An 18720-nucleotide genomic window follows, 5' to 3' on the forward strand; every position below is an offset into this window, starting at 1 on the left:
TAGATTTAAATGTATGCACCGATCAATCTTTTCGGTTTTGTATCCAAAAAAACGCCTTTTGGGCCGATTCGAGTCCTGCCTGATAGGGAGTATGATGTGCCATTTCGGGTCTGGCCGTTTCCCTTTTTTCTTATAAAAAACCCCTGTACCTTTATGTATAAGGCACAGGGGTTTGTCATTCATTTTATTGAGCTTTGACTACAACTGTTTTTGCAATCTTATCATGCAAGGTTTGTTTCTTTTTGGTGAAAAAGTACATAATATACCCGATGAACATCAAGCTCGAGAGAAAAATCATCGAAATATGGCGGATAACAGCTGTTAGGAAACTGATTCTTTCACCATTAACACTGGTTACCTTATTGTTGAATAGTTTTTTCCCTACGGTCGCTTGCCATTTAGAAGACTGCAGGATTGAATAATACAATATACTTATTATAAGTGTTATAAACATGTAGCCCGAATTATCCGCCATCGAATAGTTTGGATCGGATAGCTTGGCAGGATCAAAGGATATACCCATCAAAGAAAAGATCCCTATTGTTTCCAGTACTGAAATAATGGCGCTTAATATTAACCCATCCACTACGTATGAACCCAACCGGCTCCAAAAGGATGAATAATTAGCATTGTGCTGAACAGCTGATTGTTTGTCTGTCAATGTATAAAGCCTCCTAAGATGTCTGTATAATCTTTTTCAATCTCCCCTCGACTTTTCAAGCAAAGATTGACTATAGAAGATTGATTAGTCATCAACCCCCATCATTATATCAACATAATTACTATTCCCTTAATAAATCTATTAGTTTTAATATTCTGATGGCCAACCCCTAATTCAACTATAGTTTCCCTCATATCTTCTACCTTATTCCTATATAAGCTGCAACGGATTGAGCAAGAGAACGACAAAAGTGATACACTATACAAAGAATAAAAGGAGGCTTTGGTATGAACGTCAACCCACGTGTCAAACAAATTGAAATATCGGGAATCAGAAAATTTTCCAATATGGTGGCTCCGTTTAAAGAGGCTATCTCTTTAACGATTGGGCAGCCCGATTTCCCTACTCCCTTACATATTAAAGAAGCGGCAAAAAAAGCGATAGATGAAGATTTTACGACATATACCCATAACGCAGGCTATTTGGAACTCAGAGAGGTAGCTGCTTCCTACGTTGAAAAATATGGCCTTACGTATGATCCTGAAGCAGAAATTATTGTCACAACCGGGGCAAGTGAAGCTATTGATGTTTCACTTAGAGCCATTCTATCCGAAGGGGATGAGGTCATCCTGCCAGGGCCTGTCTATCCGGGCTACGAACCGATTATCACTCTTTGCGGAGCAGTTCCTGTCCATGCAGATGTCACCAAGAACAGTTTCAAATTAACAGCAGACTTGATTAAAGGGCATATAACCCCAAAGACGAAATGTATCATTCTTCCTTACCCATCCAATCCAACAGGTGTGTCCCTAACAAAAAAAGAGCTTCAGCAAATTGCCGAGCTCATTAGAGGAAAGGATATTATCATTGTTGCTGATGAGATTTACAGTGAAATTGTATTTGACGCACCGCATACGAGCATCGCTTCTTTTTTGAAAGACCAGACGATTGTCATTAACGGATTATCCAAATCGCACAGTATGACCGGCTGGCGCATCGGCTTTATCTTTGCGGAAGAACAGCTATGCGGTCAAATATTGAAGGTTCATCAATATAATGTATCATGTGCCTCGTCCATCTCGCAAAAAGCAGCAATCCAAGCTTTGACTGCCGGGAAAAATGATGCCTTGCCGATGAAGGAAGAATACAGAAAGCGGCGTGATTATGTATATAGCCGGTTAATTTCAATGGATCTAGAAGTGGTGATGCCTGATGGAGCTTTTTACTTCTTCGTGAAAATCCCAGATGGATACAATAACTCCTTCGATTTTGCCCTTGAACTTGTCAAAGAGGGCCAAGTTGCAGTAGTTCCCGGAAGTGCGTTCTCCGAAAAGGGTGAAGGCTATTTCCGGCTAAGCTATGCCTATTCGATGGATGTCCTAAAAAAAGGGTTGGACCGCATAGAGGGTTTCCTTTCAAGAAAGAGCCATTAAGACAGTTTTCGGAGGAATTTGATATCCCGGTAGCCTTCCTCCTTATTTGTAGTGGTAAGCTGGATTTCCAATAAGCAGCCCACCAACGAGTGGATGATGGCTTCAAATTCCTGCGAATTGGCCGGCTTGCCATAGCCAAGATCTTTCAGTTCTCTCATCAGAATGTGGAAGCCTGCATTATTTTCGATATGGCTGAATTTTAGTGGCAGTTGCCCTTGATCATTCGACATCAATCTCAGCTGCCACATAATCGGCTTTGCGCCATGTATGGTCTGTTCACGGCTGAACCCCTCCACTTTGACAACATAACTTCCGTCCTGTAGCTCCTTGAATTTATCTTCCACATCATCAAACAAACCCATGCCCCTCTCCCCTATCCATTTTTCACCATTATATGAAAGTCAGCGCCATTTTATGAAAGGAAAAACCGGAGCAGCTAGCTCCGGCCTTTTGAATTATATATGATGTGAATGGATACGGAACATCGGAACAACTGTGTCTTGGATCATATCCTTTCCATTAACCCGTTTGAAATCCAGTTTATAAAACACATCGAATCTTTGGCTGATATCCGTCTTAACCAGTTCTGGAGGTGTGACAACTATCAACTGGAACCGAAGCTTTTGGGCCACTGTAAAAATCGGATCAAGAACATGGGTCGAAGCGGCTTGGCCAAATGGATTGTCGCACAACAAAGTCACCCAGTTGCGGTCCGTCTCATTCTTCACTGATAGAAGCATCATCATCATAACCATACGCGCTGATAACTTCTGCCCGCCGCTTCCATCCGATTTCGTTTTAGATCCCTGATTGATGGTTTTCCACGTGGAGTAATGCTCTTTGCTTGGCGCCTTATACATGAACGCATTATCGGTCCGCATATTATAAACCAATAGTTCAGGATAACGATTCCGCAATGCAACGAACAATATTTTTTCATCTGCCACGAGCTTCTTGATTTCTAGCATCATCTCTTTATTCAACACATCGATTGATTCAAATTGAGATACGATCCGTTCTATGGAGAATACGAAATGCTGTTTCAGCAGCTCCTCAACATCTTCCGCTTTCTTCGGCAATATATCTTCCTTGAATTTGACCAAGGGGAACGTATGGCCAGATTCATTCTTGAATTTCATTTTCGCGACCATCGACCTTATAGAGTCTGCAATCTTCATGACCTTCATGGATGCACGGACTGCCCAAATTTCCTGCGCCTTCATTGCACGTTCTTTATCCTTCTCCAATTGTTCCAGCCCGCTTGCCGAAAATCTCTTCATACCGATGATGACAATCAGTATGTTCTTATACTGCCGGAGATTCATCAGATTGAGGGAAGCAAGCCATTCTTTTTTTAATCGGCTTTCCCAGTTCTTTTCCTCAATCGTCCTTTTTAGAAGTTTATGGGTCTTTTCGACATGCAGATGGGCGGCATCCATTGCTTCTTTCTTATTTTTTTGGATGGATATCCATTCATCCACACATTTTTTCGCATGTTTGCGGACAGCATCCTTATGCTCTGGCAGGCATAGTGATGCTGTATCTTCAAGTATTGCTGCCATCGTATCCGTATTGCTTTCAAAAGACCTGATCCGCTCTTTTGCTTCTTCTTGAAGAGCGGTGGCAGCTTTCAGCTCGGCCTTATTCTCCAGCATTTCCTGCTGAATCTGCATTTCTTTATTTTCAAGATTTACATCTTCCCACAACTCGGCTTCTTTGCCATGCTTTTTGACCTTTTTCTCAGCTTTCTCCAACTGAGGGGCCAAAGCGGCCATTGTTCCGTCAGCTGTTTTCATACAGTCACTTTGCTCGCGCTCCGCCTTTTCGCAGAGTACCACCTCATTTTTGATGCTTTCCAACTTTCTTTCCAGTACAAGCACCGGCTCAGCAGGCACTTCAGCCGATTTCCAGTGATTCGTGCGATCGGCCATTTTTTGCTCCTGCTTCAATTTTGTTTCTTGTATATGTTCCAATTGGGCTTGTACCACTTTGAGTTCCTGGACCCGCTCTTCCTTCGATTTCTCCAATTGTTCCATTTCCTGGATAAGCACCATCAACTCATCTAATATATGGATGGAAAGAAGCGGTTCAACATCAGACTCTTCCACATCCACATCGAAATTGGGGTATACACGCTCATCTACAAAGGGGATAAGGCGCTTGATTTTATGTTCCAGTTCCAGTTTCCACGTCAAATACGTACTTTGCCAACTGTCTTTAGCTTGAAACACATCATTTTGCTGTTTAATGATCGTCTCCTGGTCTTTCAACAGCTGCAATTTCCGTTCTTCCTGATTCTTAACGGTTTGTTTTCTTTCCTGTTGCCTAGCCAATTCAGCTTCGTACGTTTCTAGTGTTTGTATATTTTTTTGCAAAATGGCCATACTGCTTGTCAGTGCGCTGATTGATTCTGCAAGTTCTCGTTGGCGTGCTTCTTCTTCTTCCTGCTTCTTTTTCTTCAATTGCAGAGAATGGATTGTTTTTTCCAGTTCTTGCTCACTTGCCGACAAATTGTCTTCTATTTCAGATGAAAAGATCGAGTCATTCAGCTTATCTAGTTCCCTCCACATTTTCTCTATGCTGTTTTGGGTTTTGCCGAGTTCTTTTATCACATCTGCTTGTTTATTCACATTTTCTGCAAGTGTATTTTTCCATTCGCTAAATTTCCCATGTTCCAGAATAAGCTGTTGTTCATCGGAACGGAGAACCCAAAGATCATCGGTTGGGCTGCTTTGTAAAGTTTCCGCTGTAAACAAGGCGACTGGGCTCCGTAAAAGCATAGGATCCATTTGTCTATCCTGCCATTCAGCATGAAGCTGTCCATCGACGACAAGCCCATATGCCAATAAAGGAAATTGGGAAAGGCAGTTGGCTCTATTCTCTTCCGAAAGAGAAAGAAGATATTCAGTGCCATAAAAAACATCTGAATCTGTTTGTGCCGATAACCATTCCTTCAACCACTTCACATCTTTATTCGGTATCCAGAAATCACCGTCATTCAAGGATTGATCCAATTGCGACTCCCAAAGTCCCCGTTTATTTTTTTCTTGCTTCATAGCAAGGTCTTCAAGCAATTCATCCAGTTCAGACATATATTGCGCCAATGAAGATTTGGACATTGGTCCGATTTCTCTCTTTAAGATTGAATAAAGCCCAGCACTTATTTTTTGTTCACGTTCCGTCTGCCTTTGGAGTTCTTCCTTGATGTGATGGATTTTTTTCTTCATTTCTTCAATGGATTGGCCGAGTTTTCCTATTTCAGTCGCTAAAATACTTTGCTTATGTTGGCTTTCCTTCTCTTCAGCCATTCTCATTTCCTTTTGTTCTTCGGCGTCGACCATTTTCTGCCGAAATTCGGTTATAACCTCCGGTAAAGCATATGCAACTTTATCGCCGAATTCATGAAGCACACGTTCTTTTAACCCTTCAAATTCTTGGATATCTTGTTCCAGCTGCAGCAATGATACCTTCAATTGTTCAACTTCCGATACCTTCTGTTGGAAGGTACGGTTGTATTCTTTTCCTTTCGAATGCAAATATTTCTTATATCCGTCAAATCGATCGATTTCCTCTTGCATCATTCCGCATGATTCGTTCCATACACCTTCAGCTTGGGCTTTCAACTGGTCCATGCGGTCATTTACTTCTGTCAGTTGATCGCTCTGCTCCAATGCTTCTTTTTGCCGAAGTAAGTTCTTTACTTTATTCTCAAGCTCTTCCCATTCTTTCACAGCGATGAGCAGCTTCTGTTCCTCTTCTTTCTCTCGCAGCTCTTCCAATTTCACTAAAATGTTCGCATGTTTTTCTTTATAGCTTTCTATCTTTAATTGAAGTTCCTTTTTATCGCTATGCAGTTTGGCAAATTCAATATTATCTTTTTGGAATCGTAAGTCATCAGCTGTATTTTCAAGAAGGGCAACTTTTTTTTCAATTTCCTTTAATCCGTTTTGATCCTCTTCAATAGCAAATTCTAGGGCACCTAGAATTTGCCTTCCCTGTTGGATATGCTCCTCCAACTGGTCTTCATGCTCGATCGCCTGTTCTATGCTTTGCTGAAATGGCAAAATAAGTTCGAGAAATTCCAAATGCGCCTCTTCCCGTTTAAGAAGAATCGGCAAGTCCTTGGCAATGCTCGCTTGATTCTTAAATATGTCAACGAGGTCATCATGGGGTAAATCATGTTTATTGATCACTTGGCTTACAGTCGGGACAATCTTTTTCTTGAATAGAGCATAATCGTCTTCTGCACCTTCGAAATATTTGCCGACTCCGCCTTCGCTTAAATTAATATCCTTTATAATATCCCAGTCCTTACGGTTAATTCCATATGTAGCCATTAATTTATAGTGTTCGGAAGGTTTCTTATAAATATGGTAATCCTGCCATTGCAGAAAATCCCCTATTACTTCTTCTGCGGAAAGAGCCTGTCCATCTTTAAACAATGGGATATCAGCCAAATTTACACCTTCACCCGGCCCAAATTCCTTTGCATAAAAATGAAAAATAGGTGATATGGTTTCTTCCTTGAGGCTTTCTTCGCCTTCATCGCCTTCTCTCATTTTGACCGTTTTGGCAGCACTGAATATGCCTCCCGAGATCAGATGCCTATTGTCTCCTCCATCCAACTCCCACTCAATCGCCACATGGAACGTATAGGGTACAAATTGTTCCTGTTTATTGTAAAAAAACTGCTGGTAATGCCTGTTGTTTTCTTCCCCCCATGTAGTCCCCGGCTTTAGGACTTGGAAAATAGTCTGCAGCAGAACTCCTTTTCCACCGCCATTCATAAGGGCGATAAGTCCATTTGTAGCTTCTTCATCGTTATTAAAATCGAAAATAGTATTTCCATATTGCTTTTGCATACCATCGTATTTGAGGCCGGCAATTCGTATTCGATAAATTTTAGGCATCTTGATCCACCTCAATTTCCATAAAACGTTTCATTTCTTCGTATCGTTCATAATCATGGTATAAAAATTCAATCCGTTCAAACAGCTCCGGCTTTGGCATAGCCTTTGGAATGTCATATCGGTCCAATACGACCGCTAGGCCTTCATTCTCCAATAAGGTCATTGCGTTTTTAATAAGCCCAATCCTCGACCGTTTATTGCCTTTTTTATAATCGAATTGCTGGTGATCAGTCACTTCCATATTCATCCATGTTTCGTAAGCATCTTTCATGTCGATTCTTTCTTCAAGTCCATATTTGGGATTTTCCTTTAAAAGCGCGCCCCATTTCTGCATTAAGTCATGGACACCCCTTTCAAGTGAATAAAAGGATACCCCTTCCCGCTCTGACCCAATCCTTGTTGCACGATTTCGGTCGACGATAGAGAGAAAACTCATGATAATAATGGAAATCAAATGAAAATACTTTTTATTTTCAATGCTTTTATGTTTCTCTTTTAGCTGGGTAAAATTAGTCGCAAACAGGGAGCCTGTCGCCTGTGTGACAATATGTACCCTTTTTGGTGTTTCAATTATTTGCGTCCCTGATTCATCCGCCAGAACAGCCACCAGATGGCGTATATTCGGTTCAAAATACTGTTCATATAATTCATCGTTATCACTTATCACCTTATCCTTCAATAGGGTGAAATACACATGGGAAGCGCGTTTGATCGCATCAATATCCAAATTATCCAATCTCCTTTATACATAACTTAAACGGGGAAATTTTAGTATTATACCATTTGAAAACAGGCATATGCTGATCCACTTCGGTATAAATCTCTTTGCCTTCAAAATAGCTGAATTCCGGATGGGCATCCATCAATTTATTGATGAGTATCTCCCGTTCATCATGCAAAAGAGCTTCTTCCTTTCCCAAAACATGGATGGACAAAGGCTTTCGGTCAAACATCATCCACATATCCAATGTTTCACTTTCCTCAAACCATTGATCCTGGGCTTCCATAGGCAGATCAGCTAAGGAAGCAAGTGAAAACTCGCCAAATTCTTTCAGATAATCAAACACATAGGTCCAAGCCCCGACGATTGAATCCCAATCTGTCATTTTTCTTGGAACTTCATCATCTTCATCCATCTCTTCGCCTTCCAACATGGTTATGTCTTCAATGACGTCATATTCTTGTTCTCCCCAAATCCAATCCAGAGGGAGAATGAATTCATTTTTGGGTGCAAACAGCGGCCCGATGATCCGATCGATCACTTCAAAATCCTCTACGCCTTTCGTCATCAGCCAATCTTCATAATAATTCTCTTTAAAGGTGATAAATGAACTTTCCCAAAATAACGAAGGCCTCTCCACCTTCAATCTCAATTCAATGGAAATATTCTCTATGACCAATTTCGCAAAATGGTCATGCATCTGTCTTGCCTGTTCAAACCGATCCTGCAACAAAAACAGCTCAGTTTTCATAGTTCCATATTCCTGCTTATTTTTCGCCCGTTCAAGCAGAGTCATTATTGTGTGGAAATGTTTCTTCTCTTCATCAAATTGTGATTCTATAGCCTCTTTATGTTCTTCCCGCTGGCGTTCCTGCTCCAGGACAAGTATTTTCGGATTCTCTTTCATTTCTTTCTGGAATGCCTGCTCCGCCTTAATTAACCGTTTAACGCGGGATACCAAATGATCCAAATTATCAGTAGCTTTTTTGAAATTGCCGTTTTTAATCAACTGCATACTATACAGTTGCTCAATACTGATTGAAAACTCTTCTGCCATTTCCCGGCTCATAAAAATCATTTCTTGGGCTACATCTGTCAATTTATAGACTGTCCGCTGGCCCTTTTCCAGGTCCGTGTGCAAATCATCCATCGTCACATAGCGGTACGTCTGCATCTCCCAGCTTTCAGTCACTTCATTAAAGTACTCCGCCTCAAAAGGCTTCATTTCTTCTTCTTTTCCTTTATAAAAAAGTCCGCTTGTCAATCTGTCCAATGTTTTTGGGTCAGCAGAAAGCTTCATGGAAGCCACTACCTCCTGGACAATCAATCTTATATCCGACTTTTGCCGATTCTGGTCATCATTCAATTCCCGATAAAAGATTTCCAAAAGGACTTGCATCAATATTGCTTGGACTTTGGGCTTCAATTCCCCTACTTCCATACCTGTACCTAATTGAAAAAGAGGATTCAGCCTTTTCATTCTTTGCGAAAAACCATCCAATGTCGCTTTCATATCAAACCCTCTTCCATATTTGCACTCTTCTTAATAAACTCTATGATTCTATGTATATACATGGCTTAAAACCCATCGTGTCGCCTACCGATTATATCAAAGCTACTACTGGATGAACACCGGATTCTGGATGCAATGTGTTTTGGTTTTTTATCCCAACAAAAAAGAAGCGCTCAAAGGCGCCCCTTTTATTACTTTCAGGTCAGTCCCAATATTTCCGCAACGCCTGTGTGCCGCTGTCTCCTTCTCCATGCTCTTCGATGGTTTCGTACATTTTTTTGCTAAGTGCTAAGCCTGGGACTTCCATATCCATTGCCTCAGCTTCTTCAAGAGCTATTTTCATGTCTTTAATGAAATGCTTGACAAAGAAGCCAGGTGTGTAATCTTCATTCAAAATACGGGGTGCAAGGTTGGATAAACTCCAGCTCGCTGCAGCTCCTGTTGAAATGCTGTCGAGTACCTTCTGCGGATTCAATCCTGCTTTTTCGGCATAAACGACTGCCTCGCAGACACCCACCATATTAGAGGCAATCACGATTTGGTTGCACATTTTTGTATGCTGCCCGGAGCCTGCTGGACCTTGATAGACAATATTGGTTCCCATCGCCTCCAGAACAGGCTTCACCTTATTGAAAATTTCTTCTTCGCCGCCGACCATTATGGCAAGAGTGCCTTTCTGTGCGCCTACATCTCCTCCTGATACTGGTGCATCAAGCGCTTCGATTCCTATTTTTTTGCCTTCTATGTATAGCTTTTTTGCGAGAGAAGGTTTAGACGTCGTCATATCTATAATAATTGTCCCTTTTTTGGCAGACTGATAGACACCATCTGCACCCAAATAGATTTCTTCCACGTCTTTCGGATAGCCGACAATGGAAATGATGACATCAGAGGATTGCGCCAAAAGTTTTGGCGATTCGGCCCATTCCGCTCCCTGCTCTATTAATTCTATTGCTTTTTCCTTTGTACGGGTATAAACGATCAAATCATACCCTGCTTCCATGAGATTCTTCGCCATACTATGGCCCATTACGCCTATACCGATAAATCCAACAACTGGTTTCTTATCTGCTTTATTCACCGTTGCCCACCTCTCCTTTTCCCACTATTCCGATAAATGGATATACACTTGTTTAAACCAATTATATCACAGATAAAAGTAAAGTTTTGCACAAAAAAATAAGCCGGTTATCAACCGGCTTATCAATGGGGGAAATGAGAATGTTAGCTGCACTACGAGTCTAACAATTATGCTCCCTCTACTTTTACCCATATCCTTCCTCAATAAACATTTAATTTATATTTTTATTAAAATTTTTCTTGGTTACCTTAGCAATGGCAGCTTAACACGATTGGTTATACAATTTATTTGATAAAACAATTAAAAAGAAAGGCGTGGAACAGGATTGGGAACAATAGTACTCGCGTCATTTACGTTGTTTTTAGCGGTCATTTGCATGCAATATGGCCTTTGGCATTTTCGGACCTACAAAAGAATTACAACTCCCATTATTGCAATCGTTGCCGCATTTACACTGATGGCAGTGGCCATCTACAAAATCCTCCCGTAACGTAAAACATGCAAAAAGCCGCCCTATGACAGGCGGCTTTTTGAATAATTTATTAGTTCTTAACTGCTGCTTTTACAGCTTCAAGAACTTCATCATTTGTCTTCATATTTAACGCTTTAGCTGCAAGTCCTTCCATTTCTTCCTTTGAAAGGTGTGAAATTAAAGAACGGGCTTTTAAAATGGATGTTGCACTCATAGAGAACTCATCCAATCCAAGACCTAATAGTAATGGAATAGCGATTTCATCGCCAGCCATCTCTCCGCACATACCAGCCCATTTGCCTTCTTTATGCGCTGCATCCACAACGTTTTTAACAAGGCGAAGGATTGCCGGATTGTATGGTTGGTACAAGTAAGAAATACGCTCATTCATACGGTCCGCAGCCATTGTATATTGAATTAGGTCATTCGTTCCGATTGAGAAGAAATCAACTTCAGTAGCGAATAGATCCGCCATGACAGCAGTTGATGGGATTTCAACCATGATTCCCACTTCGATATCGTCGCTTACTGCAATGCCTTCTTCAACCAATTTGGCTTTCTCATCAAGAAGGATCGCTTTTGCTTCGCGGAATTCACCAAGCGTTGCAATCATTGGGAACATGATCTTCAAGTTGCCGTATGCGCTTGCACGTAATAATGCACGCAATTGAGTACGGAACATATCTTGTTCTTCCAAGCAAAGGCGGATCGCTCTGAAACCAAGGAATGGATTCATTTCATGAGGCAGGCTCAAGTATGGAAGCTCTTTGTCTCCACCGATATCAAGTGTACGAACAACAACCGGTTTTCCGTCCAAGCCTTCAAGAACCGCTTTATAAGATTCGAATTGCTCTTCTTCTGTCGGGAAAGAATCGCGTCCCATATATAAGAATTCCGTACGGTACAGCCCTACACCTTCGCCGCCGTTATCAATAACACCTTTGATATCCTTAGGTGTTCCGATATTGGCTACCAATTCAACGTGATGGCCGTCTGTGGAAACTGTCTTTTCATTGACAAGTTTAGCCCATTCAGCTTTTTGCTGCTCATAAGCTGCCGCTTTTTCTTTATATTCTGCAATCAACTCAGGAGTCGGATTGATGTGGACTTGTCCACTTAATCCGTCAACGATGATGATATCGCCGTTTTGGATAGAAGCAGTTGCTTCTTTTGTTCCTACTACAGCAGGAATTTCCATTGAACGCGCCATAATCGCAGAGTGGGAAGTTCTGCCGCCAATATCAGTAGTGAAAGCCAATACATACGTACGGTTCAATTGCGCTGTATCAGAAGGAGTTAAATCCTCTGCAACAACGATCACTTCTTCCGTAACCATGCTTGGATTAGGGATTTGAACACCTAGAAGATGGGCAAGGACACGCTTCGTAACGTCGCGGATATCCGCTGCTCTTTCCTTCATATATTCATTATCCATGCTTTCAAACATAGTAACGAACATATCGGCCACTTCTTTTAAAGCAACCTCTGCATTCACTTTTTCGCTTTTGATTTTATCTTCGATTGGTCCTAACAATTCTGGATCGCTAAGCACTAAAAGATGGGCTTCAAAAATAGCAGCCTTATCAGCTCCTAATTCTGCATTTGCCTTATCTCTGATCGCTTGTAGTTCAGTCTTTGATGTTTCAACCGCTTTTTGGAAGCGGCTTACTTCCTCTTCAACGTTAGAGATATCTTTTTTAGAAAAAGATAAATCAGGCTCTATAAGACGATATGCCTTTGCAATCGCAATACCGTTAGATGCTGCAATTCCATTTAACATAGTTGTCATTATTCTGCTAAACCTTCTTTTTTAAGAGTTTCAGCCAGTGTATTGATTGCGTCCTGCTCGTCGCTTCCTTCAGCAGTGATAGTGATGTCAGCTCCTTGGCCAATTCCCAAGCTCATAACGCCCATGATTGATTTAAGGTTAACTTTCTTTTCTTTGTACTCCAAGTTAATTTCTGAATCGAATTTACCTGCTGCTTGAACAAGCAATGTAGCTGGACGTGCGTGAATACCTGTATCTGCGATAACTTTGAATGACTTTTGTTCCATAATAGAATCAAACTCCTTTATATATACTTTATTATTGAGATCTAATGTCTTTTTTTATTCGCACTTCTATTACATAATACCCCAATTTTCCAAATGCAATGTATGTATACAATAGAAACCCTTAAAAAACCACTTTTCAGACTATAAATAACTGTATCATTCCTATAATCCGAAAGTATGACTACAGACCTCTTATCCCCAAAATAATAGCATTACAATGGGGATGATACAATCACTTTTTTTCTTTTTGCCCTTAAAAAAGGGACAATTCTCAAAAGGTAAATTAAACCAAGGCGATCGACTCCGTATCAGCCTTGAAATGATACAGTTTCTAAGAAAAAGGTGACTTATATGTCCAATATAGCATTTTTCATTGGTCTAGACCTCTATAATGCTTATTGATAGCGATTACATTTTAAAAAGAGTAGAAAAGTATGATTTTCTAAAAACAAAATGGTAGGCAATAAAAATAGGACACCTTATAAAAAAGGTGGAAACACAGATATTTTTTCTCATATTGCCAAAATTCAATATTTCATGGAAAATATAAAGCAAGGTAGTGAGGGGGCGATTCTTAATGTACAAAAGACAAGAAGCTTTTCGATACACTTTTCCTGCATCAATAAGCGGTTTTCTCAGCGTCATCAACAACAAAGACGGATCCGAACGGGAGAATAAGGGAACCATCGATATTCTTAATATCAGTCCAAAGGGTTGCAGCTTCTCTTCAGGACTTCACCTTCCTTTAAAACAAGAGCTTCAGTTTGTCATCCATTTAAAGCTGAATGAGGAAGTGTTGGATCTGCCAGGCTATGTTGTATGGAAAAAAGAAAAGGCCGCCAGCAATTCATACGGTTTTTCCTTCATAGAGAAACCCGGCTTAACGGAACAAATAACAAATGAAGTAAAACGATATGTAAAAACATTGCGGCAGCCTTAAGCCATACGCATTGAATAAAAAAGACGATATAACCGAATTTAACCATTCGGCTATATCGTCTTTTTTATATTCTCAATTGATCGTATCTTTTTCCATTGGCATTCAAAGCGTTCTTTTGGACAATTGGTTTTTAACCGTTCGCCATTTTGGAATATCACTTTTATCGTATCGAATTCAACGGTTTTTTCTATATGGGCAGGAAAAATCCACATACACATACCTTTTTCTTCATCGGGATTCATCGTCGAAAAAGCATGGAATGCCAACGGTTCGGTATCTGTGAATGCGAGGATTGCTGACCCGGTTTGCCCATCTAATGAAATCAGCTGACCTTCCTTCATTAAATCCTCTATACGTTGTGTACTTAAAAAAGTGCCTCTTTCATCAAAAACAATGCTTTGATAGTATGGATGCTTTGCCGGAACCAGCGCTATTGTCCGCCGTGTAACTGCATAATCTAATTTTTCTATCATTGAAAGTCTCCTATCTGAAAGTAGTGCATTATATTGCCGCATTTGTCTGAAAAGGATCACTATGCGTCATCATCCAGTCATTTTTATTTTGAACATTCATATTCAGCCGCTTAAGGCAACATAAGAGTTTTAGCTAAAAATGGGTGTTTCTTTTATATTGGTCTTACCCGGGAATAAGAGAAAAGCGCGCTTTCTAAATAGGGGCAATCGGACAATGGAAGATTTCACAAAGCTGGCTGAGCAATATCATTCTTTAATTTACCGAATTATTCATAATCTCCATATTTATAAAGACATTGATCATTATTACAGTATTGGCCTAACCGCACTGTGGGAAGCCCAAATCCATTTTATAAGGGGGAAAGCTTCTTTCTCTACCTATGCCTATGCCACAATTCGGGGGCGGATGCTGACCGAATTGCGAAAAAATAAGCAATACGAGGATAGGCAGACACTTATCTTTACCTATGAAAGCCTAAGCGAAATGGTTCCTTCGGTCACTGATGCTTATTTCGAAAAAGACAGCATTCTTGAAATAAGCAAACTACTAACGGAAAATCAACGGAACTGGTTGATCCACACGTATGTCCATGGGCACTCCCTTACTGAAATTGCCCATCACTTTAACAAAGAAGTCGGAGCAATCAAATCGTGGAGACGTTCCGCTCTCAGGAAATTACAAAATGTGATGGACATCCATCAAGAACTTACTTAAGAAAAGTGCAGGCAGGGGTTCTCTGCCAATTTATCGATTCAGCTTCTAGCCACATCATGATACGTATATACGGTGATTCCGCCATGTTTTGCATTTCCAGCAAAATGCTTAAAATCCTCGCGTTTCACCAACTGCTCCCGAAATGTCAAAAAATCTTCCTTGGAGACAATCACTTCATGTATCTCCTTTGATTTCAACTGTTTCAATAAATTATTGGCTGTTTCATTGTCCATATTGCAGTCCTCCACTATCATTTTGTATAAAAAAAGTATATCGTTCTTTCTCAGAGAATACTACTGGGCCTGCCGGATATTTGACTAAGAAATACCCTCTTCTGTTTTTAGCATGAACTTATTATTAAAAGCGAAAAAAATGTTCAATGTATGTGTTTTTATTCACAAAAAATCGAAAAACAAAACTTACAATTATTTCTAAATTTTTTTATAAAAAAACCTTTACGGATACACAAAAATAGTGCAAACTGTAAAGTATATTTTCGAACAATTATTTCTGTTTGAATTATTTCATTCTTTCATGACATTCATACGAGCAAGTTGTTCTAACGCGGAGAAGTACAATAGAATGCTAAAGGTGTGATTATGATGAAAATAGCGCAAATTGGTAATTTAATCGAATTCAAAGATGGATTAAAAGGAATTGTTGAGAAAGTGAATGAAAACTCAGTAATTGTCGACCTCTCATATATGGATAATTACCGTGATCTTGAACTTGAACAAAAAACTGTAGTGAATCATAAGAATTACAAGATCATTGAGCTTAAAAACTAATAATGATTGAAAGCGCATTCTTACTAAATTCTACAGTGGATGCTGTTTGAAAGAAAAGGACCTTCCAACCCTATGGAAGGTTTTTTTCATGGACATTCCGTCTAAAACCTTCAATTTGTAAATTCTTACTTTACCCAGATCTTGTTGTAAAGTAGGCTACAATAAAATACAATAACTACTGTTACATTTAACATCTACATTGAAGGAGGGAAACTTACCGCATGAAATCATGTGCGACGGATTTACGGTTTCTTCTTGGATTAGTATCCGCACAAATTCTATTATTTCTAACCTACCAGCATTCATCGGTTTTTTGGTATTTGTATACAGCTTCCATCCTCTTTATGATTTGCTTTGCAATGACCGGAAAAAAACAATACCAGACAACGGACAGCACATTGAAAAAGATCGCGTATGGCAGTGTATCCGCCATTCTATTATATGCTCTTTTCGCATTAGGCAATGAACTATTCTCTTTGCTCCATATGAAAAGCCTGACGAAAGATGTTGCGGCACTTTATAAGATGTATAGCCCGGAAGCATTCTGGCAGTTCTTTGTTTTATTTGTCGTTCTCATACCGGGGGAAGAAATTTTTTGGCGGGGTTATATTCAGCAAAAATTATCAACTGCCTTTCCTGCAGGGATAACCGTGTTGCTATCTACATTACTCTATGCGGTTCCAATGCTGTATTCCGGCAATACGGCCTTATTTATCGCGGGAATTGCAGGCGGATTGGTTTGGGCCCTTCTATACCAATGGAAGAAATCATTGATGATTGTCATTGTTTCTCATCTTTTGTTCGACTTCCTATTATTATTTTTATGGCCTTTAGCCTAAAGAAAATGGAGGGATTTCCATCACTCAGATGGAATCCTTTTTTCATTTTTGTAACTTTTTCTCTCGTAATTCGTCTAAATATATGAAATACTCTATATAACTGGCAAAAAAAGCTCTATATTGGAGGAATAACAAATGAAGAAATTACTTATGGCACTTTCTCTCGTCGGTCTAGTCGCATTGGCTGGTTGCGGAAGCAATGAAGCCAGTGACACACCAAAAAAAAATCAGGATCAGACAGAAACAAAGGATCAGACCAACAAAGAGGATAGTAAATCTACCGAAACAAGTGATGAAAGCTCAAATAAGGAAAATAGCACCGCTAATGACTCCAGCAGTTCACAACAGGGTTCGAACACTGCTGCCGATGACGAAAACAAACAACAGTCAACTGAAAATGGAACGTCTGAAAATCAAACAAATTCAAGCAGCAGTTCAAATAATGCAGCACAAAGTGCAGATACAAAAGATCTGACTTACCAAAGCGGCGGACAATCCAAAACAGAAGCTGCCAAACTAATGAAAAGCAGCAACCAAAACTATTCTATGTATGTTCTTCCTAATTTCGAGCTTACGGGGGAGGAACCAGGGAAAGACGTACTTTACTTGAAAGACAACGACAACGTAAGTATGAGAATCCAACTGTTGGATAAACCTGATTGGGCGCAAATGGAACAAAACGTACCAACCGAATTGGAGGATACTAATAAGACAATAACGCATCCTCAGGAATCGGATCTTCAATTGCCTAATGCTACTGTATATGAAGCAAGCAATGGAACAGATGTAGTAACCATTTATTTGGTGAAAGACAGCCAAAAGCCTATGAAATTGACCCTTTTCACTAAAGCCGACAACGATGTACGCTCTGCATTTATTTCAATGGCCAAAACAATTTCAAGATAACAATAAAGCCAGCCCTCAATGAACAAACGGGCTGGCTTTTATCATTCCAATTTTTTGCTTCGATAAAGTAGGAACAAAAATACGAGGCTTACGTATCCAAAAAGCGGATATAAAAAAGAAAGCAACGCTCCATATTCAAACTGTCCAATACAAAAAGCTGCCAACAAAATGATAGCAAACAATATACTGCTATTCACCTTGATCGTCACTTTCATTTGCCTTTCAAGCCCAAAAATATTTCCGACCAAAGAGGTGAATATTTCTCCATAGATAACAATCAAAAAAAGAAAGTATAAAGCAGAAATACTATTTCTCATTAACTCCGCGCTAGGAATGCTGTATTCATATACATTGTCAAGTGTGCCCAGGGAAAGATGGCCGGCCATTAGGATGGCAGATAATGCAATCCCCCCGACTACTCCACCGCTTTTAATAATTTTTTCATCACGCACTTCCATTGCAACAGGAACCAAGACAGCCTGTGCCAAAGCAAGATTGAATGCACTGTATAAAAAAGGGGAAATAATCCCTTTAAAGGATAAACCTGATTTGGGCGGACTTAACATATCCTCAATGAAATGAGGCTGTCCCATACCATTGAATAATAAAAGAAAACTGAATACAATCATCATAGGAACAACGAGGATATTAACAGCAAATAGCCCCTTCATCCCTTGGAGCAAAATCGCGAATGCGAGTACAGAGGTAATTAAAATCCCCCATGCTTTTTCTATATGCAAATGCTCTTCGAATACAGCCCCCGCCCCGGAAAGCATAACAGCGCTCACCCCAAAGAGCATAATGAAAAAAAGAGTGTTCACAAATGTCCCCCATCTCACCCCAAATAAATATGTATTCAATTCTTTATACGATTTTGCTTTTATGGATAATGAGACCAGCATCATTTTTGTTCCCATCCGGATGAATATGATGCCCGCTATAATAATTCCAAACAATCCATATACTCCGTACTGCGTGAAAAATTCAACAATTTCTTTCCCGGTCGCAAAGCCGGCTCCGACCACAGTACCCACATATACAGCTGCGATCTGTAAAGTTCCTGTAATTCTAGCCTGCATCCTAATGCCTCCCCTCTCAGCACAATATATGCTTGGGAAGCAAAAAATAGACAAGCAATATCATAAAAACAAACGTGAAGCCATGCTGCCTTTAAAATTATTGTATGAATACAAAGAAAATAATGCTAGTTTAT

18 protein-coding genes are annotated in these 18720 nt (G+C 40.0%); 7 read left to right on the top strand and 11 right to left on the bottom strand.

The window, feature by feature from the left end:
- Nucleotides 1–184: 184 nt before the first annotated feature.
- Nucleotides 185–661: an RDD family protein gene (locus tag ABC357_RS12255; RefSeq protein WP_412887775.1), complete on the bottom strand. Its 477-nt coding sequence runs from the start codon at nt 659–661 to the stop codon at nt 185–187.
- Nucleotides 662–948: 287 nt separating this feature from the next.
- Between ABC357_RS12255 and ABC357_RS12260 the strand changes: the two genes are divergently transcribed.
- On the top strand, nt 949–2094 hold the full coding sequence (locus ABC357_RS12260) for an aminotransferase A (protein WP_412887776.1): 1146 nt from the start codon (nt 949–951) through the stop codon (nt 2092–2094).
- Here ABC357_RS12260 and ABC357_RS12265 read toward each other — a convergent pair.
- The 5 genes from ABC357_RS12265 to ABC357_RS12285 form a co-directional block, all read right to left on the bottom strand.
- Nucleotides 2091–2456 (bottom strand): hypothetical protein, encoded by a 366-nt coding sequence (locus ABC357_RS12265; protein WP_412887777.1) that lies wholly within the window; start codon nt 2454–2456, stop codon nt 2091–2093. The two genes, ABC357_RS12260 and ABC357_RS12265, sit on opposite strands and share 4 nt — an antisense overlap.
- A 93-nt stretch (nt 2457–2549) precedes the next feature.
- Nucleotides 2550–7004 carry a hypothetical protein gene (locus ABC357_RS12270; RefSeq protein WP_412887778.1) on the bottom strand — a complete coding sequence of 1485 codons (4455 nt, stop codon included), beginning with the start codon at nt 7002–7004 and terminating at the stop codon, nt 2550–2552.
- A complete protein-coding gene (locus tag ABC357_RS12275; protein WP_412887779.1) occupies nt 6997–7731 on the bottom strand; it encodes a DUF6063 family protein in 735 nt (244 codons plus the stop codon). The genes ABC357_RS12270 and ABC357_RS12275 overlap by 8 nt, the downstream gene beginning before the upstream one ends.
- Before the next feature lies 1 nt (nt 7732).
- Nucleotides 7733–9238 carry a hypothetical protein gene (locus ABC357_RS12280; RefSeq protein ID WP_412887780.1) on the bottom strand — a complete coding sequence of 502 codons (1506 nt, stop codon included), beginning with the start codon at nt 9236–9238 and terminating at the stop codon, nt 7733–7735.
- Between the two features lie 202 nt (nt 9239–9440).
- Nucleotides 9441–10319: an NAD(P)-dependent oxidoreductase gene (locus ABC357_RS12285; protein ID WP_412887781.1), complete on the bottom strand. Its 879-nt coding sequence runs from the start codon at nt 10317–10319 to the stop codon at nt 9441–9443.
- Between the two features lie 325 nt (nt 10320–10644).
- Here ABC357_RS12285 and ABC357_RS12290 point away from each other — a divergent pair, with 325 nt between their 5' ends.
- Nucleotides 10645–10809, top strand: a complete 165-nt coding sequence (locus ABC357_RS12290; RefSeq protein ID WP_412887782.1) for a hypothetical protein — start codon at nt 10645–10647, stop codon at nt 10807–10809.
- A 52-nt stretch (nt 10810–10861) separates the two neighbouring features.
- On the opposite strand, the gene ptsP is transcribed toward ABC357_RS12290, so the two are convergent.
- Nucleotides 10862–12580, bottom strand: coding sequence for a phosphoenolpyruvate--protein phosphotransferase (ptsP, locus tag ABC357_RS12295; RefSeq protein ID WP_412887783.1), 1719 nt, complete (start codon nt 12578–12580; stop codon nt 10862–10864).
- Nucleotides 12580–12846: a phosphocarrier protein HPr gene (locus ABC357_RS12300; protein ID WP_412887784.1), complete on the bottom strand. Its 267-nt coding sequence runs from the start codon at nt 12844–12846 to the stop codon at nt 12580–12582. The genes ptsP and ABC357_RS12300 overlap by 1 nt, the downstream gene beginning before the upstream one ends.
- Nucleotides 12847–13423: 577 nt before the next feature.
- Here ABC357_RS12300 and ABC357_RS12305 point away from each other — a divergent pair.
- Nucleotides 13424–13786 (top strand): PilZ domain-containing protein, encoded by a 363-nt coding sequence (locus tag ABC357_RS12305; protein ID WP_412887785.1) that lies wholly within the window; start codon nt 13424–13426, stop codon nt 13784–13786.
- A 50-nt stretch (nt 13787–13836) separates the two neighbouring features.
- Here ABC357_RS12305 and ABC357_RS12310 read toward each other — a convergent pair whose 3' ends face one another.
- A complete protein-coding gene (locus ABC357_RS12310) occupies nt 13837–14259 on the bottom strand; it encodes a competence protein ComK (protein ID WP_412887786.1) in 423 nt (140 codons plus the stop codon).
- A 214-nt stretch (nt 14260–14473) separates the two neighbouring features.
- Here ABC357_RS12310 and ABC357_RS12315 point away from each other — a divergent pair, with 214 nt between their 5' ends.
- Nucleotides 14474–14974 carry a sigma-70 family RNA polymerase sigma factor gene (locus ABC357_RS12315; RefSeq protein WP_412887787.1) on the top strand — a complete coding sequence of 167 codons (501 nt, stop codon included), beginning with the start codon at nt 14474–14476 and terminating at the stop codon, nt 14972–14974.
- 38 nt (nt 14975–15012) lie between these two features.
- On the opposite strand, the gene ABC357_RS12320 is transcribed toward ABC357_RS12315, so the two are convergent.
- Nucleotides 15013–15207 carry a hypothetical protein gene (locus ABC357_RS12320; protein ID WP_412887788.1) on the bottom strand — a complete coding sequence of 65 codons (195 nt, stop codon included), beginning with the start codon at nt 15205–15207 and terminating at the stop codon, nt 15013–15015.
- Nucleotides 15208–15576: 369 nt separating this feature from the next.
- Here ABC357_RS12320 and ABC357_RS12325 point away from each other — a divergent pair, with 369 nt between their 5' ends.
- From ABC357_RS12325 to ABC357_RS12335, 3 genes are all read left to right on the top strand, one after another.
- Nucleotides 15577–15762 (top strand): YkvS family protein, encoded by a 186-nt coding sequence (locus tag ABC357_RS12325; RefSeq protein WP_412888655.1) that lies wholly within the window; start codon nt 15577–15579, stop codon nt 15760–15762.
- A gap of 221 nt (nt 15763–15983) precedes the next feature.
- A complete protein-coding gene (locus ABC357_RS12330; RefSeq protein ID WP_412887789.1) occupies nt 15984–16601 on the top strand; it encodes a CPBP family intramembrane glutamic endopeptidase in 618 nt (205 codons plus the stop codon).
- 135 nt (nt 16602–16736) lie between these two features.
- Nucleotides 16737–17507, top strand: coding sequence for a hypothetical protein (locus tag ABC357_RS12335; protein ID WP_412887790.1), 771 nt, complete (start codon nt 16737–16739; stop codon nt 17505–17507).
- A gap of 41 nt (nt 17508–17548) precedes the next feature.
- Here ABC357_RS12335 and ABC357_RS12340 read toward each other — a convergent pair whose 3' ends face one another.
- Nucleotides 17549–18586 carry a YkvI family membrane protein gene (locus tag ABC357_RS12340; protein ID WP_412887791.1) on the bottom strand — a complete coding sequence of 346 codons (1038 nt, stop codon included), beginning with the start codon at nt 18584–18586 and terminating at the stop codon, nt 17549–17551.
- Nucleotides 18587–18720: the final 134 nt, after the last annotated feature.

The sequence above is a fragment of the Bacillus kalamii genome, assembly GCF_047238185.1.
Lineage (GTDB): Bacteria > Bacillota > Bacilli > Bacillales > DSM-1321 > Bacillus_AD.